This window comes from Nocardia sp. NRRL S-836 (genome assembly GCF_001279525.1).
Taxonomy (GTDB): domain Bacteria; phylum Actinomycetota; class Actinomycetes; order Mycobacteriales; family Pseudonocardiaceae; genus Lentzea.
Window position 1 is genome coordinate 135,164 of the sequence record NZ_LGDY01000125.1, and the last position, 24,421, is coordinate 159,584.

General features: G+C 71.2%; 25 protein-coding genes. 12 read left to right on the forward strand and 13 right to left on the reverse strand.

The window, feature by feature from the left end:
* Positions 1-57 precede the first annotated feature (57 nt).
* Positions 58-1,125, reverse strand: coding sequence for an FAD-dependent monooxygenase (locus ADL03_RS34190; RefSeq protein WP_053737733.1), 1,068 nt, complete (start codon positions 1,123-1,125; stop codon positions 58-60).
* Between the two features lie 69 nt (positions 1,126-1,194).
* On the opposite strand from ADL03_RS34190, the gene ADL03_RS34195 reads away from it, so the two are divergent.
* The 5 genes from ADL03_RS34195 (at position 1,195) to ADL03_RS34215 (ending at position 5,779) form a co-directional block, all read left to right on the forward strand.
* The gene (locus tag ADL03_RS34195) at positions 1,195-1,731 is read left to right on the forward strand and encodes a TetR/AcrR family transcriptional regulator (RefSeq protein ID WP_053737734.1); all 537 of its coding nucleotides are present in this window, start codon (positions 1,195-1,197) and stop codon (positions 1,729-1,731) included.
* A 106-nt stretch (positions 1,732-1,837) separates the two neighbouring features.
* On the forward strand, positions 1,838-3,409 hold the full coding sequence (locus tag ADL03_RS34200) for an ABC-F family ATP-binding cassette domain-containing protein (RefSeq protein WP_063798800.1): 1,572 nt from the start codon (positions 1,838-1,840) through the stop codon (positions 3,407-3,409).
* Between the two features lie 19 nt (positions 3,410-3,428).
* On the forward strand, positions 3,429-4,631 hold the full coding sequence (locus ADL03_RS34205; protein WP_053737735.1) for a cytochrome P450: 1,203 nt from the start codon (positions 3,429-3,431) through the stop codon (positions 4,629-4,631).
* Positions 4,632-4,633: 2 nt separating this feature from the next.
* Entirely contained in the window at positions 4,634-4,825 is a 192-nt protein-coding gene (locus ADL03_RS34210; protein WP_053737736.1) for a ferredoxin, read from the forward strand.
* Between the two features lie 153 nt (positions 4,826-4,978).
* Positions 4,979-5,779 carry a phospholipid scramblase-related protein gene (locus ADL03_RS34215; RefSeq protein ID WP_053737737.1) on the forward strand — a complete coding sequence of 267 codons (801 nt, stop codon included), beginning with the start codon at positions 4,979-4,981 and terminating at the stop codon, positions 5,777-5,779.
* Between the two features lie 31 nt (positions 5,780-5,810).
* On the opposite strand, the gene ADL03_RS34220 is transcribed toward ADL03_RS34215, so the two are convergent.
* Positions 5,811-6,242, reverse strand: coding sequence for a hypothetical protein (locus ADL03_RS34220; RefSeq protein ID WP_053737738.1), 432 nt, complete (start codon positions 6,240-6,242; stop codon positions 5,811-5,813).
* 132 nt (positions 6,243-6,374) lie between these two features.
* Positions 6,375-9,296 carry a BTAD domain-containing putative transcriptional regulator gene (locus ADL03_RS34225; protein WP_053737739.1) on the reverse strand — a complete coding sequence of 974 codons (2,922 nt, stop codon included), beginning with the start codon at positions 9,294-9,296 and terminating at the stop codon, positions 6,375-6,377.
* A gap of 72 nt (positions 9,297-9,368) precedes the next feature.
* On the opposite strand from ADL03_RS34225, the gene ADL03_RS34230 reads away from it, so the two are divergent.
* Positions 9,369-9,806 carry a hypothetical protein gene (locus ADL03_RS34230; protein WP_053737740.1) on the forward strand — a complete coding sequence of 146 codons (438 nt, stop codon included), beginning with the start codon at positions 9,369-9,371 and terminating at the stop codon, positions 9,804-9,806.
* A 118-nt stretch (positions 9,807-9,924) separates the two neighbouring features.
* Here the strand turns inward: ADL03_RS34230 and ADL03_RS34235 are convergent, their stop codons facing one another.
* From ADL03_RS34235 to ADL03_RS34260, 7 genes are all read right to left on the reverse strand, one after another.
* Entirely contained in the window at positions 9,925-10,758 is an 834-nt protein-coding gene (locus tag ADL03_RS34235) for a hypothetical protein (protein WP_157529561.1), read from the reverse strand.
* 402 nt (positions 10,759-11,160) lie between these two features.
* A complete protein-coding gene (locus ADL03_RS34240; protein ID WP_053737861.1) occupies positions 11,161-11,355 on the reverse strand; it encodes a ferredoxin in 195 nt (64 codons plus the stop codon).
* Positions 11,356-11,357: 2 nt separating this feature from the next.
* Positions 11,358-12,551 (reverse strand): cytochrome P450, encoded by a 1,194-nt coding sequence (locus ADL03_RS34245; RefSeq protein WP_053737742.1) that lies wholly within the window; start codon positions 12,549-12,551, stop codon positions 11,358-11,360.
* A 95-nt stretch (positions 12,552-12,646) separates the two neighbouring features.
* Entirely contained in the window at positions 12,647-13,195 is a 549-nt protein-coding gene (locus ADL03_RS34250; RefSeq protein WP_157529562.1) for a TetR/AcrR family transcriptional regulator, read from the reverse strand.
* Positions 13,196-13,214: 19 nt separating this feature from the next.
* Positions 13,215-15,104: a glycosyltransferase gene (locus ADL03_RS34255; RefSeq protein WP_053737862.1), complete on the reverse strand. Its 1,890-nt coding sequence runs from the start codon at positions 15,102-15,104 to the stop codon at positions 13,215-13,217.
* Entirely contained in the window at positions 15,101-15,226 is a 126-nt protein-coding gene (locus ADL03_RS50315) for a hypothetical protein (protein WP_255353442.1), read from the reverse strand. The genes ADL03_RS34255 and ADL03_RS50315 overlap by 4 nt, the downstream gene beginning before the upstream one ends.
* The gene (locus tag ADL03_RS34260) at positions 15,187-15,606 is read right to left on the reverse strand and encodes a DUF6542 domain-containing protein (RefSeq protein ID WP_053737744.1); all 420 of its coding nucleotides are present in this window, start codon (positions 15,604-15,606) and stop codon (positions 15,187-15,189) included. The genes ADL03_RS50315 and ADL03_RS34260 overlap by 40 nt, the downstream gene beginning before the upstream one ends.
* 35 nt (positions 15,607-15,641) lie before the next feature.
* Here ADL03_RS34260 and ADL03_RS34265 point away from each other — a divergent pair, with 35 nt between their 5' ends.
* Complete coding sequence (locus ADL03_RS34265; RefSeq protein ID WP_053737745.1) at positions 15,642-16,700, forward strand: LCP family protein; 1,059 nt, start codon at positions 15,642-15,644, stop codon at positions 16,698-16,700.
* A gap of 21 nt (positions 16,701-16,721) precedes the next feature.
* Here the strand turns inward: ADL03_RS34265 and ADL03_RS34270 are convergent, their stop codons facing one another.
* Positions 16,722-18,926, reverse strand: a complete 2,205-nt coding sequence (locus ADL03_RS34270; protein ID WP_053737746.1) for a LuxR C-terminal-related transcriptional regulator — start codon at positions 18,924-18,926, stop codon at positions 16,722-16,724.
* Positions 18,927-19,137: 211 nt separating this feature from the next.
* Here ADL03_RS34270 and ADL03_RS34275 point away from each other — a divergent pair, with 211 nt between their 5' ends.
* The 5 genes from ADL03_RS34275 to ADL03_RS34290 all read left to right on the forward strand — a co-directional run bounded on the left by ADL03_RS34275 (position 19,138) and on the right by ADL03_RS34290 (position 22,520).
* Complete coding sequence (locus tag ADL03_RS34275) at positions 19,138-19,926, forward strand: hypothetical protein (RefSeq protein WP_053737747.1); 789 nt, start codon at positions 19,138-19,140, stop codon at positions 19,924-19,926.
* Between the two features lie 112 nt (positions 19,927-20,038).
* Complete coding sequence (locus tag ADL03_RS34280; RefSeq protein ID WP_157529563.1) at positions 20,039-20,401, forward strand: hypothetical protein; 363 nt, start codon at positions 20,039-20,041, stop codon at positions 20,399-20,401.
* Positions 20,398-20,529: a hypothetical protein gene (locus ADL03_RS50320; RefSeq protein WP_255353443.1), complete on the forward strand. Its 132-nt coding sequence runs from the start codon at positions 20,398-20,400 to the stop codon at positions 20,527-20,529. The genes ADL03_RS34280 and ADL03_RS50320 overlap by 4 nt, the downstream gene beginning before the upstream one ends.
* 3 nt (positions 20,530-20,532) lie before the next feature.
* On the forward strand, positions 20,533-21,210 hold the full coding sequence (locus ADL03_RS34285; protein WP_053737749.1) for a response regulator: 678 nt from the start codon (positions 20,533-20,535) through the stop codon (positions 21,208-21,210).
* Positions 21,207-22,520 (forward strand): HAMP domain-containing sensor histidine kinase, encoded by a 1,314-nt coding sequence (locus ADL03_RS34290; protein WP_053737750.1) that lies wholly within the window; start codon positions 21,207-21,209, stop codon positions 22,518-22,520. The genes ADL03_RS34285 and ADL03_RS34290 overlap by 4 nt, the downstream gene beginning before the upstream one ends.
* Here ADL03_RS34290 and ADL03_RS34295 read toward each other — a convergent pair.
* Together ADL03_RS34295 and ADL03_RS34300 are read right to left on the reverse strand one after the other, a co-directional pair.
* The gene (locus ADL03_RS34295) at positions 22,495-23,358 is read right to left on the reverse strand and encodes an exodeoxyribonuclease III (protein ID WP_231642618.1); all 864 of its coding nucleotides are present in this window, start codon (positions 23,356-23,358) and stop codon (positions 22,495-22,497) included. The two genes, ADL03_RS34290 and ADL03_RS34295, sit on opposite strands and share 26 nt — an antisense overlap.
* A gap of 284 nt (positions 23,359-23,642) precedes the next feature.
* Complete coding sequence (locus ADL03_RS34300) at positions 23,643-24,248, reverse strand: hypothetical protein (RefSeq protein WP_157529564.1); 606 nt, start codon at positions 24,246-24,248, stop codon at positions 23,643-23,645.
* Positions 24,249-24,421 lie beyond the last annotated feature (173 nt).

The following is a 24,421-nucleotide window of genomic DNA, read 5'->3' on the forward strand; positions in this document are numbered from 1 at the left end:
ATGGAGTGGTTTTGAGCCGTTATCTCGCCGCGACCGAACGGTGACCGGTGATCCAGTTCACGACGGAATCCGACCCGTTCGAGTGACAACCCCAGGCACCTCCCACGAGGTGAACCGCGCCATCCCGCGCACGGCCAGCTTCGACGGCACCGCCCGGAACACGAGGTTGCGCACCGCCACGGCCAGCGGCGACCGCACCTCGATCCCGAACCGCCCGGCCAGCAACGACCCCCGCCACACCGCCTGCGTCCGCGGCCGGCGCACCGCGTCGTACCGGGCCAGGTCACCGTCGCAGACCGCCAGCGTCACGGCGTCCTCCAGCGCCATGCACGCGCCTTGCCCGAGGTAGGGCGTCATCGCGTGCGCCGCGTCGCCGAGCAGCGCCACCCGCCCGGAGACGAACGTCGGCAGCGGCGGCAGGTGGTGGATGTCGTGCCGGATCACGTCCGCGGTCGACGCCACCAGCTCCGGGATCGGGTCGTGCCAGTCGGCGAACAACGCCACGGGGTCGAGTTCCGCGGCGGGCGGCGCCACCCGTGCGAGGTACCAGCAGACCCGGCCGTCACCCAGCGGCAGGACCCCCGCCTCGCCGCCCGGACCGAGGGTCTGTGTGATCGGCAGGACGTGCGGCCCCGGCGCCACCCCTCGCCACGCCGTGGCGCCCGCGTACACCGGCCCCGGCGCGCCGGGCAGCACCTCCGCCCGCAGGCGGCTGTTGATCCCGTCCGCCGCCACCACGAGATCGGCGTCCAGCTCCTCGGCGCTGGTCACCTCGGCGTCTTTGAAGAGGATCTCCGGCGGCAACGCGCGCAGCAGCACGCCGTGCAGGTCGGCGCGGTGCATCGCGATGATCTTCTCCTGGCCGACGTCGGGCACGTGCGCCAGCCAACGGCCGTCCGACGCGCGCACGCCACCCGACACGCGCGGGGTGCCCAGCCGCCGGACCTCGTCCTCCAGGCCCATCCACGCCAGCGCCCGCAGCGCGTTCGGCATCACACCCACACCGGCGCCGATCTCGCCGAACGCGGCGGCCCGTTCGCGGACCTCGACCTCCCAGCCCACGCGCCGCAACGACACCGCCGCGGCCAGCCCACCGATGCCGCCGCCGACCACGATCGCCTTCACGGTTCCTCCTCTACAGGCGTAGAGGACACTACACCTGTAGACTACAGCTGTAGAGATGCCGGGGAGCACATGCGCAGGGACCTGATCACCGACGCCGCGATCGAACTGGTGGCGACCTCCGGCATGCGCGGTCTCACCCACCGGGCCGTCGACCGCCACGCCGGGCTGCCGGAGGGGTCGACCAGCGCGTACTTCCGCACGCGCAAGGCGTTGATCGAGGGGCTCGTGGAGCGGCTCGCCGTCCAGGAGCAGGAGGAGGTCGTCCTCGACACCGACGACCTGGCCGGCAGCCTCGCGAAGACCATCGACAGCTGGCTCGTCGGGCGCAACCGCACGCTCGCCCGGTACGCGGCGATGCTGGAGGCCACACACCACCCGGAGCTCAGGTCGATCCTCGTCCACTCCCCGCGCGAACGGGCCACGGAGCTCGCGCGGGCGCTGGGGCACGAGGACCCGGAGGCGTCCGGCGGGCACATCATGGCGTTCCTCGAAGGCCTGCTGTTCTACCGGCTCGTCGGCGGCGGCAGCACCGGCGGCCCGCGGCCGGGCACCGAGGAGAGCCGCCAGGACCTGCGCAGGGCGATCGAAAAGGCGTTGCGACCGTAGGTACGTTGGTCCTCATGGGATTCGGGTACGGGGTCTTCTACCTCTGAGCCAGGACGTGTCGCCCAGCCACACGTCCTGATTTCGCGTACCCGGAAGAAGATCTCCCATGCGTTCGCATGTTCACCTGACGACCCATGACCTCACCAAGGGCTATGAGGCCGGCCCCGTCGTCGACGGCATCTCGCTGACGGTCTCGGCGGGCCAGCGCCTGGGCGTCATCGGCGAGAACGGCCGCGGCAAGACCACGTTGCTCCGCCTGCTCGCCGGCGACCTGGCACCCGACCACGGAACCGTCACGCGGCACGGTTCGTTGAGCCTGGTGCGGCAGGAGATGCCGTTCCACGAACAGGAGGCGGTCGGAGACCTGCTCACCGAGGCGCTGCACGCGAGCCGCACGGCACTGTCCGAACTGGACAGTGCCGCGGCGCCGTTCGACGAGCAGCGCTACGCCGAGGCCCTCGCGCACGCCGAGAACATCGAGGCGTGGGACGCGGACCGCCGCGCCGACGTCGCGCTCAAGGCGCTCGGCGCGGACCACGACCCGGCCACCCGGCTCGCGCACCTCTCGGTGGGCCAGCGCTACCGGGTCCGGCTCGCCTGCCTGCTGGCCGAACGCGCCGACGTCCTGCTGCTCGACGAGCCGACCAACCACCTGGACGCCGCGGCGCTGGGCTTCCTCACCGAACGCCTGCTGCGGCACCCCGGCGTGGTGGTGCTGGTCAGCCACGACCGCACGCTGCTCGACGACGTCTGCACCCAGCTGCTCGACCTCGACCCGACGCCGGACGGCGAGGTGCGCCTGCACGGCGGCGGCTACCGGGCGTTCAAGGAGACCAAGCGCGCCGAACGGCGGCGCTGGGAGCAGCGGTTCGCCCAGGAGGCCGCCGAGCACGACGAGCTCGCGGAGAAGGTCGACCGCGCGCAGAGCCGGCTCCAGGACGCCTGGCGCCCGCCGAAGGGCGCGTCCAAGCACAAGCGCGGCACCCGTGCGGCGAGCAAGATGCGCAACGTCGCCCGCAGGCTGGACGAGCTGGACGAGCACCGCGTCACCGCTCCCCCGCCACCGCTGCGCTTCACCCCGCCCGAGCTGACCGCCGACGGCGACCTCCTGCACGCGACGCCACTGGAGGTGCCAGGACGGCTGGTCCTCGCCGAGCCGATCTCGCTCGGCGCGGGCGACCGGCTGCTCATCACCGGACCGAACGGCGCGGGCAAGACCACGCTGCTCAACGTCCTCGCCGGCCGCATCAGGCCCGCCCACGGCACCGTGCACCACGCGGGCAAGATCGCGCTGCTCGCGCAGGAGTCGGCGTTCGAGGACGAGGACGCCACCGCGGCACAGGTGTGTTCGCGGGCGGCGGAACTCGGTCTGCTGACAGCGGAAGACCTCGCGCGCCCGGTCCGCCACCTGTCCACTGGGCAGCGCAGGCGGCTGGAGCTGGCCGTCCTGCTCAGCGGCGGCCCGGACGTGCTGCTGCTGGACGAACCGACCAACCACCTGTCGATCGCCCTGGTCGACGAGCTGACCGAGGCACTGCTGCGGACGAGGGCGGCCGTGGCCGTAGCGACCCACGACCGGCAGATGCGGACAGATTTCGGCCGGTGGCGGACCGTCACCCCCAATTCACCTTCACAAAGTCGTGAAACTTCTGTAGCTTCCGAACAGGTCTTCTACTGAGCACTGGGAGGTGTGCGAGATGACCGAACTGATCTCCGAGGAACTGCCCATCACGCGACAGGCCCCGTTCGACCCGCCCGCCGGGATCACGGCCATCCGGGAACAGGCCCGCATCAGCAGGCTGCGGTTCTCCGACGGCCACCTGGGCTGGCTGGTCACCGGGCACCACCAGGTGCGCGAGGTGCTGGGGAGCCCCAAGTTCACGAACGCACCGGAGAAGCACCACCTGATCGACGCCCGGTTCCAGGGCGAGGCGCCGGAGGAGGGCCGCAAGACCCAGCCCGGCATGTTCCTGAGCCAGGACCCACCGGACCACACCCGGCTGCGCCGGATGCTGCAGGGCCAGTTCACCGTCCGGCGGATGAACCAGCTGTCCGAGTGGATCGGCCAGATCGTCGACGACCAGCTGGCGCACATGCGTTCGCTGGGCGGCAAGGCGGACCTGGTCAAGGAGTTCGCGCTGCCGGTGCCCTCACTGGTGATCTGCGCGCTGCTGGGCGTCGACTACGACGAGCGGCACCGCTTCCAGGAGGACACGGCGAAGATGCTGTCCCTGGACACCACCTTCAAGGAGGCCATGGCGGCGTTCGCGCGCATCCAGGAGTTCATGCGGGAGCTGATCGACCGCAAGAAGGCCGCCCCCGGCGACGACATGATCAGCGACCTGCTCGCCACCGGGGAGCCGACCGACGAGGAAGCGTCGAACATGGCGATGCTCCTGCTGCTCGCCGGTCACGAGACCACGGCGAACATGCTGGGCCTCGGCACGTTCACGCTGCTGCAGCACCCCGACCAGCTCAAGATCCTCAAGGACGAGCCGGAGGTCATCGACAACGCCGTCGAGGAGCTCATGCGGTACCTGTCGATCATCCACTTCGGACCGGTCCGCACCGCGGCCGAGGACGTGGAGATCGACGGCCACCTCATCAAGGCCGGTGACACCGTGCTGATGCACGTGCCGGCCGCGAACCGCGACCCGGAGAAGTTCGGCGACAACCCCGACGAGCTCGACCTGCGCCGCCCGGCCACCGGCCACGTCGCGTTCGGCCACGGCATCCACCAGTGCCTGGGCCAGCAGCTCGCCCGCATCGAGATGCGGGTCGGGTTCACGAAGCTGTTCGCGGCGTTCCCCGACCTCCGCCTCGACGTCGAGCCGGAGGAGGTGCCGCTGCGCAGCGACATGGGCATCTACGGGGTCCACTCGTTGCCAGTAGCGTGGTGAGCATGAAGATTTCGGTCGACCAGTCGAAGTGCTGCGGATCGGGGATGTGCGTCCTGACCGACCCGGACCTCTTCGACCAGAACGAGGAAGACGGCACGGTCGTGCTCCTGCAGGAGCACCCCGACGCCGCGCACGAGGCCACCGCCAAGGAAGCGGCGGGCCTGTGCCCGGCGAGCGCGATCACCATCAGCTGATCCGCGCGCGGTAGCCGTGGGGCGTGGAGCCAGGCGACACCTCGTCGCCTGGCTCCGCCACCCTGTCCGGTTCCTGCCACCTCAGGCCATTTGCGCTGCGCGAACCCGTGCATCTCGGCGTGCCACAACAACTCCCACACTAGTCTCGTGCGCATGAACTTCGCGCCCGGCTGGTACCCCGACAACGCCGACCAGCGTTTCGTGCGCTGGTGGGACGGCACCCAGTGGACCCAGCACGTCCAGCCGCGGCAGCAGCAGACCGACGCCCACCACCTGGAACTGGCGGTGGGCGGCACCGGCCAGGACCGCGTCGCCCAGCAGGTCCAGCGCGCGGGCGTCGGGCAACCGGTCGCGGGCGGCGGCGGAACCCTCTTCACCGAGCCGGTCCTGGTCGTGAACCAGAAGGCGAAGCTCGTGGAGATGTCGAACTCCTACGTCGTCTACGACCAGCACGCCCGCCACATCGGCACCGTCGAACAGGTCGGCCAGAGCGGCGCGGCGAAAGCGTTGCGCGCCTTCACCAAGCTCGACTCGATGCTCGACGTCCGCCTGGAGATCCGCGACGTCCACGGCCGCCCCCTGCTCCGCCTCACCCGCCCTGCGACCATGTGGAAGTCCAAGGTCCTGGTCGAACGCGGCGACGGCATGCCGATCGGCGAGATCGTGCAGGAGAACGTCTTCGGCAAGGTGCGGTTCGCGTTCGTGTCGAACGGCATGAAGGTCGGCGGCATCTACGCGGAGAACTGGCGCGCGTGGAACTTCTCGATCTGCGACCACACCGACACCGAGGTCGCGCGGATCACGAAGACCTGGCAGGGCATGACGAAGGCGCTCTTCTCCACCGCCGACAACTACGTCGTGCAGTTCCACCGGCAGGTCCCCGACCCGCTGCTGAGCATGATCGTGGCCTCCGGCGTCACCGTCGACACGGTGCTCAGCCAGAACCAGGGCTAGCGCCGCCGCACGTCCGCTGACCGGCTGCCGACTAGTAGTCCAGCTCGAAGTCGTGGTGGTCGTCGGGATCGACCACGGCGGCGAGCCTGTTCCCCGGCCTGAGGGCGGGGTGGTACCGGGCGTCGTGCTCGGCCCCGAACGCGGGCACGTCCGGCCCGCTGATCCACAGCCGCGCCCGCACCGTGGCGTCCTCGCTGATCGGCTCCATGGACAGCACCACGGCGGTCGCGGGCAACCCCACCTCGTCCAGCCGCAGCAACCGCCGCTTGGCACGCCCGACACCTCGCCACACCCCGATGCCCAGCGGCACCAGCAGCACCGTGAGCACGATCCCCACCGTGCTGCCGTCGTTGGTCACGTAGACGATCGGCCCGGTGAGCATCAACGCCACGGCGAAGAGGTGCAGGAACACGTTGCTGCCCCGGTTGGCGCCGTGCACCACGACGAACCCGTCCTCCGCCATTCCGCCACCTTAAACACGTCGTGGGTTTCAGCGGGACGGTTCAGCGCGAATACGGCCGGACGGCCGATGCCCCGCGACAGGCCAACGGACGCAACCCAACCCCGGCCCCAAGGCGACAGACGAACGCTCCCGTCACGACATCGCCACCCGCAGCTCATCCACCTCCGCCTGGAACCCGGCCGCGGTCAACGTCTCCTCAGCCCGCCGCCAGTACCCCCGAGCCTCCTCCCCCCGCCCGCACCGCTCCAACGCATCCCCCATGACGCGCAACGACCGCCCGAGCTCTGGCGGCGAGTCCATCTGCCGCACCTCGTCCAGCGCGAGCGTCGCCAGCCGCAACGCCTCCTCCGGCGCCGAGACGAGCCCGGACCGCAGCCGCCACACCCAGATCCGCCCCTGCCGGTCGTCGTGTTCCTCGAAGAACTCCCACGCCTGCCGCAGCTGCTCCTCGGCCGGCCCGGCAGCCCCCGAGCGCACCAGTGTGTCCGCCAGGAACAGCCGGATGTTCGCCGCCATGTCCGGGTCGCCGAGCTTCTGCGCCGCCGCCAGCGACGACCGCAGGAACGTCGCCGACAGGTCCAGCTCGCCGGTGAACTGGTGCAGCCGCCCCAGTTCGAGCGTCGCCATCAGCTCGCTCTGCTCGTCGCCCAGCTGCCCGGCCAGGCGCCGCGCGCGTTCCAGGTAGCCCTGCGCGGCCGTCAGCCCGCCGGCGCGGCGTTCGATGGCGCCCAGCGAGCAGAGGACCTCGATCTCGCCGTGCGGGTTGCCGGAGGCGACGAACCGGGCCATCGCCTCGCGGTGTGCCGCGCGGGCCTCCAGCGACCGGCCGCTCCACTCGTGCATCCAGCCCATGCCGTACCAGCCGTAGGCCTCGCCCCACGCGTCGCCGGCCTGCGCGAACCCCTCCTGGGCGGCCTGGAAGTTGCGTGACGCCTCGGTGTAGTCGTGCAGTCGCACGCACAGGATGCCGCGCTGCTGGAACAGCACGGGCTTGCGGGAGGCGGGGCCGTGGGTCAGGCCGATCTGGTTGAGCTGCTCCCAGTCGTCGAAGCGGGCGCGCAGGTCGCAGAACGCCGACGAGCGGATCGCCAGGTCCGCCGCCAGGTCGCCGTGGCCCAGCGCGGCGGCCTGGGTCAGCACCGCCTGGATGTTGAGCCACTCCGCGTCGAACCACTCGGCGGCGTCGCCCAGGTCGAACGGCCGCAGTGGCAGCGGTTCCAGCCGGATGCCCTGGTGCGGCAGGTCGGCGTCGGCACGCGCGACCAGGTTCAGCCAGTGCTCGAACAGCGGTTTCAGCGCGACGGCCGGGTCCTCGTCGGCGGCTTCCCGGCCGAACGCGCGCAGCAGGTCGTGCAGGCGGTAGCGCACCTGGCCCACGGCGTCGCGGCCCGCGTAGTCGACGAGGCGGGCGTCCACGAGGGCCTCGACGTGGTCCTCGGCGTCGTCCAGGTCCAGGCCCAGCAACGGCGACGCCACCCACGCCGGGAAGTCCGGCGTGTCGACCAGTGACAGCAGGCGGAACGCGCGGCGGTGCGTCTCGCCGAGGCCGTCGTAGGACAGGGCCAGCGACGCCCGCACGTCGAGGTCGCCCAGCGACAGCTCGTCGAAGCGGCGGCGTTCGTCGGACAGGCGGCCGGCGAGCTTCGCGAGCTGCCAGTGCGGGCGGGCGACCAGCCGGGCGGCCGCGACGCGCAACGCCAGCGGCAGCTGCCCGCAGTAGGTCACGATCGCCTGCGCCGCAGCGGGTTCCGCGGCCACCCGCGCGTCACCCAGTGCCGATCGCAGCAGCCCCAGCGCGTCCGCGGCGGGCAGCACGTCGAGCGGCACGACGTGCGCGGCCTCCAGGCCCGCGAGCGCCGCCCGTGACGTCACCAGCGCCGCACCGGAGGACGTGCCGGGCAGCAACGGCCGCACCTGGGCCTCGTTGACCGCGTTGTCGAGCACGACCAGGATCCGCCGGTCCGACAACAGGTCCCGGTACAGGTCGACCCGGTCGTCCACAGAGGACGGGATGGCGCCGCCGGACACACCGAGGCCGCGCAGCAGCCGGTCCAGGGCCGCCGCCGGTTCGACCGGCTTCTGCTCGCCACCGCGCAGGTTCAGGTACAGCTGGCCGTCGGGGAACGCGTCGCGCACCAGGTGCGCGCAGTGCACGGCCAGCGAGGTCTTGCCGACCCCGCCGGACCCGGTGATCGTCCACGTGCCACCGCGGCGCAGCCCGGCCGTCAGCCGCGCCACCTCGTCCGCGCGGCCGGAGAAGTCGCCGACCGCGGGCGGCAGCCACGACGGTCCCGACTGGACGGACACCGGTGCGGACGACCCCGCCAGCACCTCCATGTGCAACGCGCGCAGCTCGGCGTTCGGGTCGATGCCCAGCTCGTCGGCGAGCACCTCGCTGGCCCTGCGGTAGACGTCGAGCGCCTGCGCCTGCTGGCCGGTGCGGTGCAGGGCGAGCATCAGCTGGTACCAGAAGCGTTCGCGCAGCGGGTGCTGGGCGACCAGCGAGCGCAGCTCGTCGACGAGCTGGTCGTGCCGTCCCAGCTGGAGCTCGGCGTCGTTGCGCCGCTCCAGCACCTCCCAGCGCTGCTCGTTCAGCCGTTGCACGTCGGTCTGCTCCATCCGCAACGACGACAGCTGGTCGAGCGCGGGCCCCCGCCACAACGCCGCCGCCTCGCCGAGCAGCCGCGCCTCGGTCTCCAGGTCCGGAGCGCGCCTGGCCTCGGCCCGCAGCCGCTGGAACGTCAGCAGGTCGAGCTGGTCGTCCGTGACGTGGATCGAGTAGCCGGTCGGCCACGTGCGGACGAGCTTGCGGTCGGCGAGGTCGTCCAGCGACTGCCTCAACCGCATGACGTACGTCTGCAGTGTCGCGCGCGCCGAGCCGGAAGGTTCCTCGCCCCACAGGTGTTCCATCAGCTCGTAGGACGACACCGGCGCGTTGGCCTTCATCAGCAGCGCGGCGAGCAGGACGCGCTGTTTGGCCGAGCGCAGTTCCACAGCTTGGCCCGAGTCGATGACCTGCAACGATCCGAGAACCTTGAACTCCCACCGCGGCATGGCCCGATCCTAACCAGCCGGTAACCCAAGGTGTCAGCGAAATGTCAGCGGGTGACGTGATGCTTCTCGCCCATGAAGAGGACAACCTTCCTCGCCGTCGCCGCGTTGCTCCTGGGTGTCGTGACGTCCGGCGAGGCGCAGGCCGAGAGCGCTCCCGGCTGCGGGCCGGTGACGCAGATCGGCAAGACCGCCTACATCGGGTCCGGCGGGCAGAAGTGGGCCTCGGTCAAGCAGTTCAAGGGCTGTGGCAAGAACTGGGCCTACATCTACACCTGGGACAGCGTCCACGGCGGCGGTGCGCCGTACACGCCCGAGTTCGTCATCATCGAGAAGTGGGGCAACGAGTGGTCACGTGAGCCGTACGGCCACGCGGGCCGCAGGGACGGCGGCTACCGGCAGCAGGAGCTGTGGTCGTCCGGCACGGACACGCTGAACACCTGCACCTCCGCCTACGCCGAGTGGAACTCCGGCGCCATGGTCTACCGCGCCAGCACCGAGATCCGCTGCTGACACCCCTGAACCGGGAGCGGCACCCTTGGCCCCCCAGCGGGGTGCCGCTCCTGCTCGACGGCGTCGCCGGGGTTCGAAGCCCAACCTCTCCTCGGGCCCTGGCGACGCCTTCCACGGCTCAGGCCGCGCCCCTGGGTGCCGCCATGAACTCCCCCAGCCGCGCGCACAGCTCGTCGGCGGCCTCGTTGCCGCGCAGCCGTTCCGCCTCCTTCTTCAACGGCCGCATCCGGTCCCGCGTCCGCACCGACCTGATCGGCCCGGAGACCTCGATCGCCCGCACCCCGACGTCCCGCGCCTGCTCGGCCTCGTTGCGCACCAGGTGGTTCATCGACAGCGCGGCCAGCCGGAACGACTGGCTGCGCGCCGCGTCCGCACCGCAGGAGGCGATCGCCCGCGTCAGCAACGGGATCGCGGACCGCGCGTACCTCACATCGCAGGTGCGGGCCAGCTCGGTGTGCACCATGCCGCCGATGGACACCAGGTCGGCCAGGTCGAAGAACCGGGCCCACGGCGGTGGGTCCTCCCGGGACGAACGGTGGAACTCCTCCTCCGCGCAGGCGAACTGGCGCAAAGCGTGCTTTTCGGCGCCCATCTTCGCCAGCGCCCACGCCTCGTTGGCGTGCAGGATCGCCATCGCCAGCGTGGAGCCGCTGGCCTGCGCGACGGGCAGGCCGCGGCGGAACGAGGCCAGCGCGTCCTCGGCGAGCTCGTGGTGCAGGTGCACGCGGCCCATGCGGTAGAGGATGTTCGCCTCCAACGCGCAGTTGCCGGCCGCGCGCGCGAGGTCCATCGCACGGCCGAAGTGGAGGTGCGCCGACTCCAGCAGGCCCAGGTCGAACGACGCCCAGCCGGCCAGGTTGTGCAGGTCCGCGACGGCCACCTGCAGGCGCCGCAGCACACGGGCCGGCTCGCCGGTGCCGAGCAACGGGGTGGCCCAGTTCAACAGGGCCACACAGGCGTCCCGGCAGGCACCGCCACCGTATTCGTGGTCCAGCGCACGGAGCGCGCTGGTCAACGTTTCCACGTGCCGCACGTCTGTTCTGTCCACGCGAGCGGGAAATGCGTCACCGTCGAACATCGCTGGCCCTCCTGACATGCGTCGGCCACCCGCCGGAACGGGTACCCGCCACACCACCGGTACTCACCGCCCCGTCGTCACCATCTCGTCGTCCGCCCTGGCCGGGAAGGGTCTTTCGGCTCCGGGAACGGACGTGGGCGCGCCCGCCACAGCGGTGTGGCGGGCGCGCCCACGATTCTGGACGAACAGCGTGACGGGAAAGGGCCATCGAGGTGTCAGCGAAAGGGTGCTGATTCCATTCCCGGTGATGACGCCTCACCGGAACGGCCGATCAAGTCACTCTTCCAGGGTCACCACCCCGGCGGGGCACCGGTCCACCGCGTCACGCACCCCCGGCAACAGGCTCGCCGGCGGTTCCGGCAGCAGCACGAGACCCGTGCCGGTCTCGTCGGACTGGTCGAACACCTCCGGTGCGGCGAGCACGCACTGGCCCGCCCCGATGCACCTCTCCTGGTCTATCCGGACGACCATGCTCACCACACCACCGGGATCTCGGCAGCGCCGTAGGTGATCATGTCGTTGCGGTAGGTCAGCTGCGTGACGGGCACGGCCGGGCGCAGGTCCGGGAACCGCTCGAACAGCGACCGCAGGCCGATCTGGAGCTCGGCGCGGGCCAGGTTGGCGCCCAGGCACTGGTGCGGGCCGAAGCCGAAACCCAGGTGCGACACGGCGTCGCGCTCCAGGTCGAGCTCCCCGGCCCGCGGGCAGAGCTCCTCGTCGAGGTTCGCCATCAGCGACACGCTCACCCAGTCGCCCGCCTTGATCAGCACGCCGTCGACCTCGACGTCCTCGGTCGCGCGCCGGGTGAGGCCGGGACCGCCGAGCTGGCCGATGGTGTAGCGCATCAGCTCCTCGACCACCACGTCGGCGCGGCCGGGGTCGCGCCGCAGGACCTCCAGCTGGTCGGGGCGCTCGAACAGGTGCAGCGTGAACAGGCCGAGGAAGTTCGACGTGGTCTCGTGCCCGGCCGCCAGCAGCCCGATGCACAGGAAGATCAGCTCTTCCATGCTGAAGTCGGTGTCGTTGGCCATCAGGCCGATCAGGTCGTCGTTCGTGCCGGCGGCCTTCTTCGCGGCGACGATCGGCGCGAGCACCTCGGCGAGCTTGGTGGCGTGCGCGAGGTACTCGTCCTTCGAGCCGTTCTTGCCGAACATCTCCCCCGCGGTGGCCTGGAACAGCTCCTGGTGCTCCGGCGGCACGCCCAGCAGCTCGGCGATCACCAGCGACGGCAGCGGCAGGCACAGCGAGCTGACCAGGTCGGCCGGTGCGCCCTTGGCCTCCATCGCGTCGAGGTGCTCGTCGACGATCTGCTGGATGCGTGGACGCAGCTGGTTCATCCGCTTGACCATGAACCCGCGCGAGAGCGGACGGCGCAGCCGCAGGTGCGCCTCGCCGTCGATGGCGTTGATGTTGCCCGGCTGGTCGGCGTCGAGGACCGGTTCACCGTCGTCGGTGCGCATCTCCGGGTGGCCGCCCTTGCGGGTGCTGAAGCGCGGGTCGGACAGCACCTTCCGCACACCGGCGTAGCTGGAGACCACCCACGCCTCGACGCCGTTGGGCCACAGCATCTTGACCGGGCCGTCGCTGACGGCCTCCGCGAACCCGATCGGCGGCTGGAGGGGGTGGTCGCGTTCGTGGTGAACGGGGCAGACAGCGGCTTCGGTCACGGTGTTCCCTTCAACAGAACAGAACTGTTCTTTTGCGTCCATGACCGAACGTAGCGCAGCAGCTACTCCGTGACGAGTGGTTCGGTGGCGAAGGATCAGCCGATCAGCGGTCTCAGCAGGCCGTCGACGATGCCCCCGACCACGTCGTGTTCCGCCGACCGCAGCACGAACGTCGAGACCAGCGCGGTCAGCAGGAACTCGGCGTCGAGGTCGCGCGGCAGCTCACCGCGGGCCTTCGCCCGGTCCACGGCCACGCGCAGCGGCTCGGTGTAGGTGCGGTCGATGTGCTCCTCGCGCAGCCGCACGAGGTCGGCGTCCTGCCTGCTGCCCTCCAGCAGGCCGAGGAAGATCCCCGCCAGGTCGAACGGCATCGGCTCGCCCCACGACCGCATGATCGCCCGCACGTCCTCGGCGAACGAGCCCTCGTCCGGCTGGGCCAGCACCGGCATGTTCGCCTTCAGCGCGTCCACGATCAGCCGCGCCTTCGAGGGCCAGCGCTGGTAGAGGCTCGCCTTGCTCGCCCTGGCCCGGCTCGCGACGAGGTCCATGTTGAACCGGGCGTACCCGACGTCGGCGAACACGTGGAGCACGGCGGCGAAGACCTCCTGCTGACGCGCAGGCGTGTCCAAAGGCGTGCGGCCCACGGCGCTCCTAGTTGCCGGTTCAGGTGCGGGCCACGCTACCGCCGGGTGCGTCCGCGAGCCGACCCGTGCGCTGGACCGACATCCATTCGAGCCGCGTCCCGTGCAGGGCCGTGACCAACGACTGGATCACCACCGCGTACATCAGCTGCCGGTAGACCACCTGCTGCAACGGATACGCCCACAGCGGCTTGAGCGACTCACCGTCCAGCCGCAGCGCATAGCCCGCGCTCGCGGTCTGCAGCAACAGGAACACCGCCCACACGACGAGCGCCAGCGGTGCGTCAGCGACGATGAACCCGTACAGCACGTACAGGTCCATCACCGGTGCGAGCAGCGGCAGCAGCAGGTGGAACGCCAGCAGGTACAGCAGGCCGTAGCGGCCCATCGGCCCGTTCTCCAGCAACGCGCCGCGGTGCTTCCACATCGCCTGGAACGTGCCGTAGGACCACCGGTAGCGCTGCCGGAACAGCCCGCGGACGGTCACCGGCGCCTCGGTCCACGCCCTGGCCTCCGGCCGGTAGGCGACCCGCCAGCCCGCGCGCGTGATGGCCATCGTGAGATCGGTGTCCTCCGCCAGCGTGTGCTCCGGCACGCCGCCGACGTCGGTCAGCGCGCTGCGCCGGAACGCCCCGACCGCGCCGGGCACGGTCGGGACGCACCGCAGCGCGTGCAGGATCTGTCTGTCCAGGTTGGACCCCGCGCAGTACTCCAGGTGCTGCCAGCGGCCGAGCAGGCCCTGCCGGTTGCCGACCTTGGCGTTGCCCGACACCGCGCCGACGCCGGTGTCCGCGAACGGCTGCACGAGCTGGCCGATCGTGTCCGGCTCGAAGATCGTGTCGCCGTCGAGCAGCACCAGCAGCTCGTGGCGGGCCGCGCGGATTCCGGTGTTCAACGCGGCCGGCTTGCCCTGGTTGGCCTGGCGGATGACCGTGACGCCTTGCAGGCCCAGCTCCTCCGCCCGGTCCGCGGTGCCGTCCGTGGAGCCGTCGTCGACCACGACCACCTCGACGTCGGCGAGGTGGGTGTTCGCGGCGATCGACCGCACCGTGGCCGCGATGTTCACCGCCTCGTTGTACGCCGGGATGATCACCGAGACCGGTGGCGCGATCCACGGTGGTGGCGCGTGTTCGCTCTCGCGGCGCAGGCGGCGGTCGGTGTGCGCGAGGCCGAGCTGCATGAGGGTCCGCAGGATGCCCAGCAGTGCCGCGACCGCGATCGCCGTGCCCAGCAACGAGAGCACGATGCCGCCGTTGCGCTGCGACCACGCGGTGACGGCGCCGGTGAACCGGTCCGCCGCACCGGCCCGCGCCAGGCCGTCGTCGAGCTGGGCGAACCGGTGGCCGGGTGTCGTCGCCAGCGCACGGGCGACGTCCGCGCCGATGCTGCCGTCGTCGTGCAGCCGGACCACACCGCGGCCCTCCCGCAGCGACATCCGCACCAGCGTGCCGATGTCCTGGTGGTCGCGGTCGCCGCTGTCGACCTCGACCGGCGCGCCGACCAGTCCCGTGTGGACACCCAGCACGTCGGCCAGCGCGGCCTGCGCGAACGCCAGGTCGAGCGGGTTCGTCCAGTCGCCCTCGGCGCGGAAGCCGTCGATGCCGATCCGGTGGCCCTCGGCGACGATCCTGCGCGTCACCTCCGGGTTGCGGGTCACCTGCGTGCCGAGCACGAAGAAGGTCGCCTTGACGTCGACCTCCCGCAGGGCGTCCAGCAGGTGCGGTGTCCACTTCGGATCCGGGCCGCCGTGGAACGCCAGCGCGACCGTGTGCTCGGGCAGCTCGTGGGTGGCACGGGTGACCTGCACCGGCTCCGGCCGGAGCGCCGTGTACGCGTGGAACGACACGACGCACATCAGCACCAGCAGAGCGAGCAGCAGGGACACCCAGTGCAACCGGGGCGCGCGCCTCACCACACCGCCAGCAGCGTGCCACCGACCACCGTCGCGAACACGATCAACCCGCTCGCCAGCGTGACGCTGACCAGCTTCGCGACTACCCGTCTGCCGCCGTTGCCGTCGACGAAGACCTGCATTTCCGCTTCCCCCCAGAAACCGTGCGGACGAGCGCGACCACGACGGCCGCGCCGACCGACGCCGCGAGCCACGGGAACCCGTTGACGAACCACGGGACCGCGTCCGCGGCGAACTCCTTGCTGTTTCCCCAGAACGGCTGTCCGGTCGACTGCCGCCGCCAGGCCGCGTCGCCGGCGGCGACGACGACGAAGACGACCGGTGGCGCCGGTGCCACCGTCCACAGCCCGACCCGGCGCACGAACGCCGAAGCGATCACCGCACCCAGCACCAACCAGACGCCGAACGGCCAGCCGAGGTTGCCCCCGTCCACCCAGATCCCCGTCTGGGCGAACACCGCCAGCACCGCCAACGCTGCCAAGCTGGGCAGCTGAACCCCCATGAGGACGTAGGTTAGAGGAGGGGATGGGGGATTCCATGCGATCGATCGGCCGTTTCCGGCGTGCGCTGCTGGTGATGCTGCGCACGGCGTGGGTCACCGCGTGCGCCGCAGTGCTGGTCGTGGCGGGCGTCGCGTGGTCGACGGTGTCCACGATCTCGACCGGTGTCGAGCGCTCGCACGCGATCGCCGACGACGCGCCGCGGTCCTCATCCGGCCGCAACATCCTGGTCATGGGTCTCACCACTCGGCTCGACCTGCACGGTGAACCGCTGCCCGACGACGTGCTGCGGCGCATGCAGGCCGGTGAGAGCGACCGCGGCGGCTACAACGCCAACACGCTGATCCTGGTGCACATCCCCACCTCCGGCCCGGCCGTGGCGATGTCGGTGCCGCGCGACAACCTCGTGCCGCTGGCGTCCGGCGGCGAGGGCAAGATCAAGGAGGCCTACGGCCGGGCGAAGATCGCCGAGGAGGACCGCCTGCGGGCGGCCGGCCTGGCCGACCCGCGTGAGCTGGAGCACGCGGGCCGCGAGGCCGGCCGCCGCGCCCAGGTGCGGACCGTGTCGGCGTTCCTCAACCAGCCGGTCGACCACCTCGTGGAGATCTCGCTGATCGGTTTCTTCCACATCGCCCAGGGCCTCGGCGGCGTGGACGTGTGCGTGCGCAAGGCCACCCGGGACCCGTTGTCCGGCGCCGACTTCGCGGCCGGGCCACAGCACCTCGACGCGGGCCAGGCGCTGTCGTTCGTGCGGCAACGCCACGGCCTGCCCGGCGGAGACCTCGCACGCACCCGCCGCCAGCAGGCGTTCCTGTCGGCCGTGGCCCGCCGGCTCGACGACCCGGCCGCGGTGTCGGCGATGATCGACATGGCCAAGCAGGACGTCGTGCTCGACGCGGGCCTCGACCTGGCCGAGCTCGCCCGCGACCTGCCCTCGGAGGTCCGCTTCGAGACGCTGCCGGTCGAGGGCGGCGCGCACGTCGGCGGGCAGGACGTGAACCGGGTCGACCCGGCGAAGGTGCAGGCGAGGGTCACCGAGCTGGCCACGGCTCCCCCACCGCCCCCGGCCAACGACGGCGTGCCCTGCGTCGACTGACCCGGTGGTGCCCGCGGACGCCTAGTTGCGGCGTTCGGTCACCCAGGTCGCGATCTGCGCCCGTGACGTGAACCCGAGCTTCTGCAGGATCCGCTCGACGTGCCCCTCCGCGGTCCGCCGCGCGATCACCAGCCGGGCGGCGATCTCCTTGTTCGACATGCCACCGGCGATCAGGTCGGCCACCTGCTGCTCGCGGCGGGTCAGCGGTGTGGGTGGCGCGACGGGCTCCGGTTCGGCCGGTTCCTCGCCGATCGCGAACGAGAGGGCGTCGTCCAGCCCGAGGTCCATGCCGCGCCGGAACGCCGCGCGGAACTCCGCCTCGCCCAGCTCGGAGACCGCCGTCGACTCGCACTCGCCGTGCGGTGTGCCGAAGTGGCGGGAGCCGAACATCGGGTAGCCGACCGACTGCCAGATCTCGCTGGTCGCGCCCAGCAGCGTGGCCGCGCGGCCGGCGTCACCCCGTGAGGCGGCGATCCAGGCCAGCACCTCCATGCCGAGCACGATGCCGAGCAGGTCGTGGAACGTGCGCTTGATCCGCAGGCAGTCGCGGCCCAGCGCGTCGGCCCGGTCGAGGTCGCCGCTGACCCACGCGCACAGCGCCAGCACGTAGATCGCGTACGCCTGCGCCCACAGCTCGCCGTGCTCCTCGCCGATGGCCTTGGCCTCGACGCAGAGCCGTTCGGCGGTGGCGAAGTCGCGCTGGAACGTCGCCGAGATCGCGAGCTCGATGCCGGCGAGCATGGTGTGGCTGTTGACCGTGCCGAGGCTGCGGTACCGCGCCCGCGCCTCCTCGAACAGCTCGTCGGCGAGGTCGAGGTCGTCGCCGACGAGATGGGTGCACGCCAGCCTGTGGGTGGCGTAGGCGAGCGCGGACTCGTCGCCGGCCGTGCGCGCGTAGCTGCGGCACTCCTCCAGCATGCGCACGGAGGAGGTGAGGTCGCCCTGCAGGGTGGAGACGTAGCCGTTGACCCACAGGGCCTTGGCTCTCAGCGGGCCCTGCTTCGACGCCGCCAGGGCCCGGTCGAGCCAGTAGCGGCCCTCGCCGAGCATGCCGCAGCCCGCCCAGTAGAACCACAGCGTGCCGGCGAGGTGGACGCAGTCCTCGTTCTCGGCGGAGAAGCAGAAGTCCAGCGCCGACCGCAGGTTCGCGCTCTCCAGGTGCGTGAGCGCGAAGATCTGCGCCTGGGCCGGTCCGAACCACTCCTGTTCACGCCGCTGCGCCCACTCGATGAAGTGGTCGCGGTGCCGTTCGCGCAGCACCTGCTCGCGACCGGCGGACCGCAGCTTGTCCAGGCCGTACTGGCGCAGCGGCTCCAGCAGCCGGAACCGGGTGCCCGCCGGGTGCTGCTCGGCCACGACGACGGACTTGTCGACCAGCCCGGCCAGCGACCGCATGACCTCCCGCCGCTCCACGCCGTCGCCGGAGCAGACCCGTTCCGCGGCCGCGAGGTCGAACGTGCCGGAGAACACCGACGCCCGCGCCCACAGGACCTGCTCGGCGCGGGTGCACAGGTGGAAGCTCCAGTCCACCGCGGCGAGCAACGTCTGGTGACGCGGGTCGCCGCCCCGCCTGCCCTCCGCCAGCACCCGGAACGTGTCGTCCAATCTGGACAGGAGGTGGTCGAGCGTGAGCACCCGCAGGCGCACCGCGGCCAGTTCGATGGCCAGTGGAATCCCGCCCAGCAGCACGCAAATCTGATTCACCTTGTCCAGGTTGCCGCTGGTGAGGGTGAACCCCGGTTCGACGGCGGACGCGCGTTCGGCGAACAGCGCCACGGCCGGGTCGCGTGACAGGGGCAGCACCTGCCACAGGTGCTCGCCGTCCACGCCCAGCCGTTCCCTGCTGGTCGCGAGCACCCGCAGGCCGGGCACCCCGCGCAGCAGGGCGTCCACCAGGTCGGCGGTGGCACCGATGACGTGCTCGCAGTTGTCCAGCACCATCAGCACCTGCCGGTCGCGCAGGTGTTCCACCAGGACGGTGCGGTGCTGACGGACCGTGTCGTCGTGCACGCCCAACGATTCCAGCACGCTGTGCACCACCAGGTCCGGGTCGACCACCCGGCTCAGGTCCACGAACCACACGCCGTCGTGGAAGGCCCTGCGCAGCTCGGCGGCGGCCCGCAGCGCGAGCCGGGTCTTGCCGACCCCGCCCACACCGGTCAGCGTGACCAGGCGCGAGTCCGCCAGGAGTCTCCTGACCTCGGCGACATCCTGTTTCCTGCCCACAAAAGTACTTGTGTCGGCAGGCAAGTTGCCGTTGCGACCCGGGGAAAGCGCGCTGCCCACAGCGGAACCCTAGGTCGGCGCGATCTACCGCTGCAACGCGGTCCCCCGGAGGCACCAACGCCGAAACACGGGTAGTTACCCCCTAGGGCACCCGTGCCGGCGCCATCAGGGTGGAGCGGAGGAGGCCACCGCGTTCCGGGGAGGGCGGACCATGACCGTCGAGATCGCCGACCACGATCTGCAGATCGACATCCGCGAGCAGAACGGCGTGGTGGTCGTGCGCCTGACCGGCCGGCTGGACTGGTCGACCTACCTGCGCGTGCAGGACGTGCTGCTCGACTGCGCCACCAAGGAGCTCGTCGGCGTCGTCGTCGAGCTCGACGACCTCGTGGCCGAGTCGCCCGCGCTGCTCGTGGTGTTCGACGTGGTGTGGCTGTCGGCGGCGCGCTGGCCGGGCATCTCGCTGAGCCTGGTCGTGAGCGACCAGCTGCTGCGGTCGACGCTGCGCGCACGCGGCCTGCCGCGGCACATCCCGATGCACACCACGACGCGGGACGCGCTCTCCGGCCTGGTGCGGCCGCGGCACGAGGACCGGGTGGACACGGTGCTGCCGACCTGCCGGTGCATGCCGCACGTGGCCGAACGGGTCACCGAGCGCGCGTGCGAACGGTGGGGCGTGCAGGCGTTGCTGGACGTCGCCCCGCAGCTCGCCGTCGAGCTCGTGTCGCACGTCGAGGACGAGCAGCCGGTCTCACTGCTGTTGCGCATGCACGACAACAAGATGTCCGTCGCCGTGCGCACGACGACACGGCTGGACCTGCGGCAGTGGAACATCATGCGGCGCAACGTCGCGTCCATCGCCGTCTGCAACTTCACCATGGGCGAGACGCCCGCGGGCGGCGGACGGCACATCATCTGGACGTTGCTCGACGTGCCGGAGGACAGCCGGCGGCCACCGAGCCGGCTCACGGAGACCACCGTCTTCACCCACCAGGCTTAACCTGGCCGGGTCGTTCTACCCGGAGTGACTTGCCTCTCGGTCGAGCTGATCTTTGCAGAACCCGAACATCCGGCGGACCTGTCCCTGATCGCGGGCGGTCATCGTTCCTGTCATGAACATTTCGCGAATCGGCGTGGTCGTGGCCGGAATGCTGCTGCTCGGGACGGGTACCGCGGTGGCCCAGGAACCGATCACGATCAGCCCGGAGAAGGTGCGCAAGATCTGTGAGCAGCGCGTGCCGCGGGTCGAGGCCAAGGTCAAGGCGCTGACCGACAAGATCAACGGAACGCCCGAGACGCTCGGTTCCACCAAGTGGCTGGAGCAGAAGGCGGCCGACGCGCGCAAGGCCGGCAACACGGCGCGTGCGGACGTGCTGGACGCGCGGGTGAAGCTGCGTGCGGCCCAGCTCGTGCAGCTCGGCAAGGCCTCCGAGCGGGTGTCGAAGTTCAAGACCGAGCACTGCGGTGCCAAGTGAGGTGGGTGCTCGCGGCCGTGCTGCTGGTGTCGCTGACGGCGTGCCGGGGTGAGGAACCGGCGTCGGACCTCGATGCTGTGGAATCAACGCTGAACAGCGTCGAGTCCGAGATCAACCAGCCGGGGTGAGCAGTGGAACGTGGCCTGGTGCTCGTCGTGGAGGACGAACCGGCGATCGCCGAGCTCGTCGCCCTCTACCTGCGGCGCGACGGGTTCGGCGTGCACCTGGAGTCGTCGGGGGACGCGGCACTGGCCGCGGTCCGCTCGCTCGCGCCGGTCGCGGTCGTGCTGGACGTGGGGCTGCCGGGGCTGAGCGGCATCGAGGTCTGCCGTGCGCTGCGGGCGGCGGGCGACTGGACGCCGGTGCTGTTCGTGACCGCCCGCGACGACGAGGTCGACCGCCTGCTCGGGCTGGAGCTCGGGGCGGACGACTACGTCACCAAGCCGTTCAGCCCGCGCGAGCTCGCGCTGCGGGTGCGGACGGTGCTGCGCAGGGCCACCGCCCCCGCCGCTGCCGCCGAGGCGCTGCGGGTGGGTGACGTGCGGCTGGACGTCGGGGAACGCCGCGCGTGGGCCGGCTCCGCCGAGGTCGCGCTGACCTCGACGGAGTTCGGCCTGCTCGCCCACCTGATGCGCCACCCGCGCCAGGTGTTCTCCCGTGAGCAGCTGCTCAGCGCGGTGTGGGGGTACGCCTCCGTGGCCGGCACCAGGACCGTCGACGTGCACATCGCCCAGCTGCGTGCGAAGTTCGGCGCGTCCAGTCCTATTCGGACGGTGCGCGGCGTCGGGTACTCGGCGGACGCGTCGTGAACCTCGCCACCCGGATCGCGTTGCTGTGCCTGGGGGTCGCGTTCGTCGCGGTCCTCGTCGCCGGGTTCGTGTCCACGCGCCTGGTGCTCAACACCTCCCGCGAGGTCAGCAGGGAGATCCTCGCGAACCAGGCCGACGTCGTCGCCGGGCAGGTGTCGAACAACCGCATCGAGCAGGTGCTCCAGGGGCAGGGCATCGCGATCGTCAAGGTGTCCGCCGCGGGCGAGGTCTCCGGCCAGGACAAGGCGGCCGTGCGCGCCGCCCGTTCCGTGCACGCCGAGGACGTTCTGGCCGGTCAGCGGGTGTCGAGGACGAGCGGGCGGCTGCTCGTGGAGGCACGCCCGTCGGGCAACGGCGGGTTCGCGCTGGTGCAGGAGACCGAGACCGGCGGCAACGCCCGCGCGTTGATCCGCAACATCCTCTTCGCGCTGGTCATCGGGCTCGTGGTGGCGTGCGTGGCCGGGCTGGCGCTGGGCACGGTGCTGGCGCGGCCGTTGCGCCGGGTCGCGGGCGTCGCGCACTCGATGAGCGGCGGCCGCCGCGACCTGCGCGTTCCGGTGTCGGGCCCGTACGAGCTGGCCGAGGTGTCGAAGTCGGTGAACAACCTCGCGGACGCGTTGCAGCACAGCGAGTCCCGCCAGCGCGACTTCCTGCTGTCGGTCTCCCACGAGCTGCGCACGCCGCTGACCGCGGTGACCGGTTTCGCCGAGTCACTGGCCGACGGCGTGGTCTCCGGCGAGCAGGTGGCCCCGGTCGGCGCGGTGATCCTCTCCGAGGCCCGCAGGCTCGACCGGCTCGTGTCCGACCTGCTGGACCTGGCCCGGCTGGGCGCCGACGACTTCCGCCTGGACCTCGCCGCCGTCGACCTGGACCCCGTGGCGCGCTCGGCCGCCGAGGTCTGGCACGCCCGCTGCAACGCCGCCGGGGTGCGGTTCTCGCTGGACGTGCAGGGTTCGCCGGTGGTGCGCGCGGACGCCCGGCGGCTGCGCCAGGTGATCGACGGCCTGCTGGAGAACGCCCTGCGCGTCACACCGCCCGGCCGCCCGGTGGTGCTCGCGGTGTCGTCGGTCCTCGAAGTGCGCGACGGCGGCCCCGGCCTGGCACCGGAGGACTACGACGTGGCGTTCGACCGCGGCGTGCTGCACGCGCGCTACCAGGAAACCCGCCCGGTCGGCACCGGCGTGGGCCTGGCGCTGGTGCACGGCCTGGTGACCCGGATGGGCGGCACGATCAAGGCCGGCCCCGCTCCCGAGGGCGGGGCCGCGTTCACCGTGACGCTGCCGCTCAGTCCTTCGCCTGCGGCAGCTTGACCTTCTTCTTCGCACCCGGCGCCGACGGCGGCGGCACGACCGGCCCGACGTCGCCGTCCGGCGCCTCGTCGAGGTCCACGACCACCGGCGCGTGGTCACTCGGCCCGGTCCCCTTGCGCGCCTGCCGGTCGATCCACGCCGCCTTCGCCCGCGGCGCCACGCTGTCACTCGCGAGCACCAGGTCGATCCGCATGCCCAGGTCGCGGTGGAACATCCCGGCCCGGTAGTCCCAGTAGCTGAAGATCCGCTGGTCCGGCCACCGCTCCCGCACCACGTCGTGGAACCCGAGCGCCTCGATCGCCCGCAACGCCGCACGCTCCGGCTCCGTGACGTGCGTGTGCCCGGCAAAGGCCTCGGGATCGAACACGTCGGCGTCCGCGGGCGCGATGTTGATGTCACCGCAGACCAGCGCGTCCGCCGGCCCCGCCGCCAGCACGTCCTTCAGCGCGGCGAGCCACTCCAGCTTGTACTTGTAGTGGTCCGACTCCGGCTCACGCCCGTTCGGCACGTACAGCGAATGCACCCGCACACCACCACACGTCGCGGCCACCGCCCGTGCCTCCTGGTGCGGAAAGCCCGGCGCGTTCGCAACACCGACCGTCACGTCCTCAAGCCCGACGCGCGACAGGATCGCAACCCCGTTCCACTGCGTCTCACCGGCCAACGCGACCTCGTACCCGCGGTTGCCCAGTTCCTCGCCGAGCAGGGCGGTGAAGGCCTCGTCGGCCAGCTTGGTCTCCTGCAGGCACACCACGTCGGGCCGCCGCTGGTCCAGCCACGGCAACAACCTCGGCACACGTTGCTTGACGGAGTTCACGTTCCACGTCGCCACTCGCACGCCCACCACGGTAGTCATCCGGCCTGGAGTCTGCTTGGAGGCGGCCGATGGGCCTGGTCACGCGGGTGCCCAGACCGGACCACAGGGGAAGTCCTTTGTGGACTTGACTCTGCCGGGCCCACGACTCGGGTGACCAGCGGCGGCACGGTCAGCGACAGCAGGGCCCACCGCAGCCCGATCGCCCCCGCGCTGGTGGTCGCCGCAAACCGCGTCCGGGGAGATCGTCGACATCCGCGGCAACGCTGGGTCACCCACTCTTGTGGGCAACGGAGCCTTCTCGGCGCTCACTGCATCCGGACCGCGTCGTAGAACGACTTCGCGAGTTCACGTAGCGGCCCTCGGCACTCCTGCGACCTCGGCTCTGGCTTGTCCGCAGGTTTGTTCTCGATGACCAGCACGGCGTTCGCGTCGAGGATCACCAGCGTGCAACTGCCTTTGTCCTTCGGCGTCAGCCACTTCGCCTTTTCGCCGACCTCCACGTCCTCGGCTGCGCCGTCGTCTGCCGGATCGGCGCCTGGTTTGGAAGTCACGTCATACGCTTCACGGGCCTTGAGCGCTCCTCGGCCGGGACCAGCCGGGAACGAGATGTCGCCGTTCTCGTCTCGCCACGCTGACACCTTCAGATTCACTCGTGGCCAGTCCGGGATGCGCTGGAACTCGCATGCGGCGAGCAAGTCGGAGACCAAGGGCTTCTCATTGCCGGACCGGAACGGCGGCAGACCCGGCATCCTCTGCGTCACCTCCCGGCAGGTGGGCAGTGCCGTGTACTTGGCGTGGGCGGATGCGGACGACGTGGTGGACGGCGGTGGGACGATCGACGTGCTCTTCGAACTGCCGCTCCCCGCGCCGTCGCCGGTGCACGCCGCCGCACTCAACGCGAGCACTGCCACGGCCACAATCCCAGCGGATCGGTTCACTGCGCCCCCAGCCCCTTCCACAGGTCCTACTCTGGATCGGCTTCCTCGGGACAAGGGCGACGCCTGGACGGGCTCGCCGCTGTCACACCTCGACCCGAGGTGAGTCTGGCATCGCCGAAAACATCCCACAGGTCTCGTTGCAGCTG

Bases quoted from the DNA above. Each gene is read 5' to 3' on its own strand.
- ADL03_RS34195 (WP_053737734.1), top strand. From the start codon at position 1,195: ATGCGCAGGGACCTGATCACCGACGCCGCGATCGAACTGGTGGCGACC.
- ADL03_RS34200 (WP_063798800.1), top strand. From the start codon at position 1,838: ATGCGTTCGCATGTTCACCTGACGACCCATGACCTCACCAAGGGCTAT.
- ADL03_RS34205 (WP_053737735.1), top strand. From the start codon at position 3,429: ATGACCGAACTGATCTCCGAGGAACTGCCCATCACGCGACAGGCCCCG.
- ADL03_RS34210 (WP_053737736.1), top strand. From the start codon at position 4,634: ATGAAGATTTCGGTCGACCAGTCGAAGTGCTGCGGATCGGGGATGTGC.
- ADL03_RS34215 (WP_053737737.1), top strand. From the start codon at position 4,979: ATGAACTTCGCGCCCGGCTGGTACCCCGACAACGCCGACCAGCGTTTC.
- ADL03_RS34220 (WP_053737738.1), bottom strand. From the start codon at position 6,242: ATGGCGGAGGACGGGTTCGTCGTGGTGCACGGCGCCAACCGGGGCAGC.
- ADL03_RS34225 (WP_053737739.1), bottom strand. From the start codon at position 9,296: ATGCCGCGGTGGGAGTTCAAGGTTCTCGGATCGTTGCAGGTCATCGAC.
- ADL03_RS34230 (WP_053737740.1), top strand. From the start codon at position 9,369: ATGAAGAGGACAACCTTCCTCGCCGTCGCCGCGTTGCTCCTGGGTGTC.
- ADL03_RS34240 (WP_053737861.1), bottom strand. From the start codon at position 11,355: ATGGTCGTCCGGATAGACCAGGAGAGGTGCATCGGGGCGGGCCAGTGC.
- ADL03_RS50315 (WP_255353442.1), bottom strand. From the start codon at position 15,226: ATGCAGGTCTTCGTCGACGGCAACGGCGGCAGACGGGTAGTCGCGAAG.
- ADL03_RS34260 (WP_053737744.1), bottom strand. From the start codon at position 15,606: ATGGGGGTTCAGCTGCCCAGCTTGGCAGCGTTGGCGGTGCTGGCGGTG.
- ADL03_RS34265 (WP_053737745.1), top strand. From the start codon at position 15,642: ATGCGATCGATCGGCCGTTTCCGGCGTGCGCTGCTGGTGATGCTGCGC.
- ADL03_RS34275 (WP_053737747.1), top strand. From the start codon at position 19,138: ATGACCGTCGAGATCGCCGACCACGATCTGCAGATCGACATCCGCGAG.
- ADL03_RS34280 (WP_157529563.1), top strand. From the start codon at position 20,039: ATGAACATTTCGCGAATCGGCGTGGTCGTGGCCGGAATGCTGCTGCTC.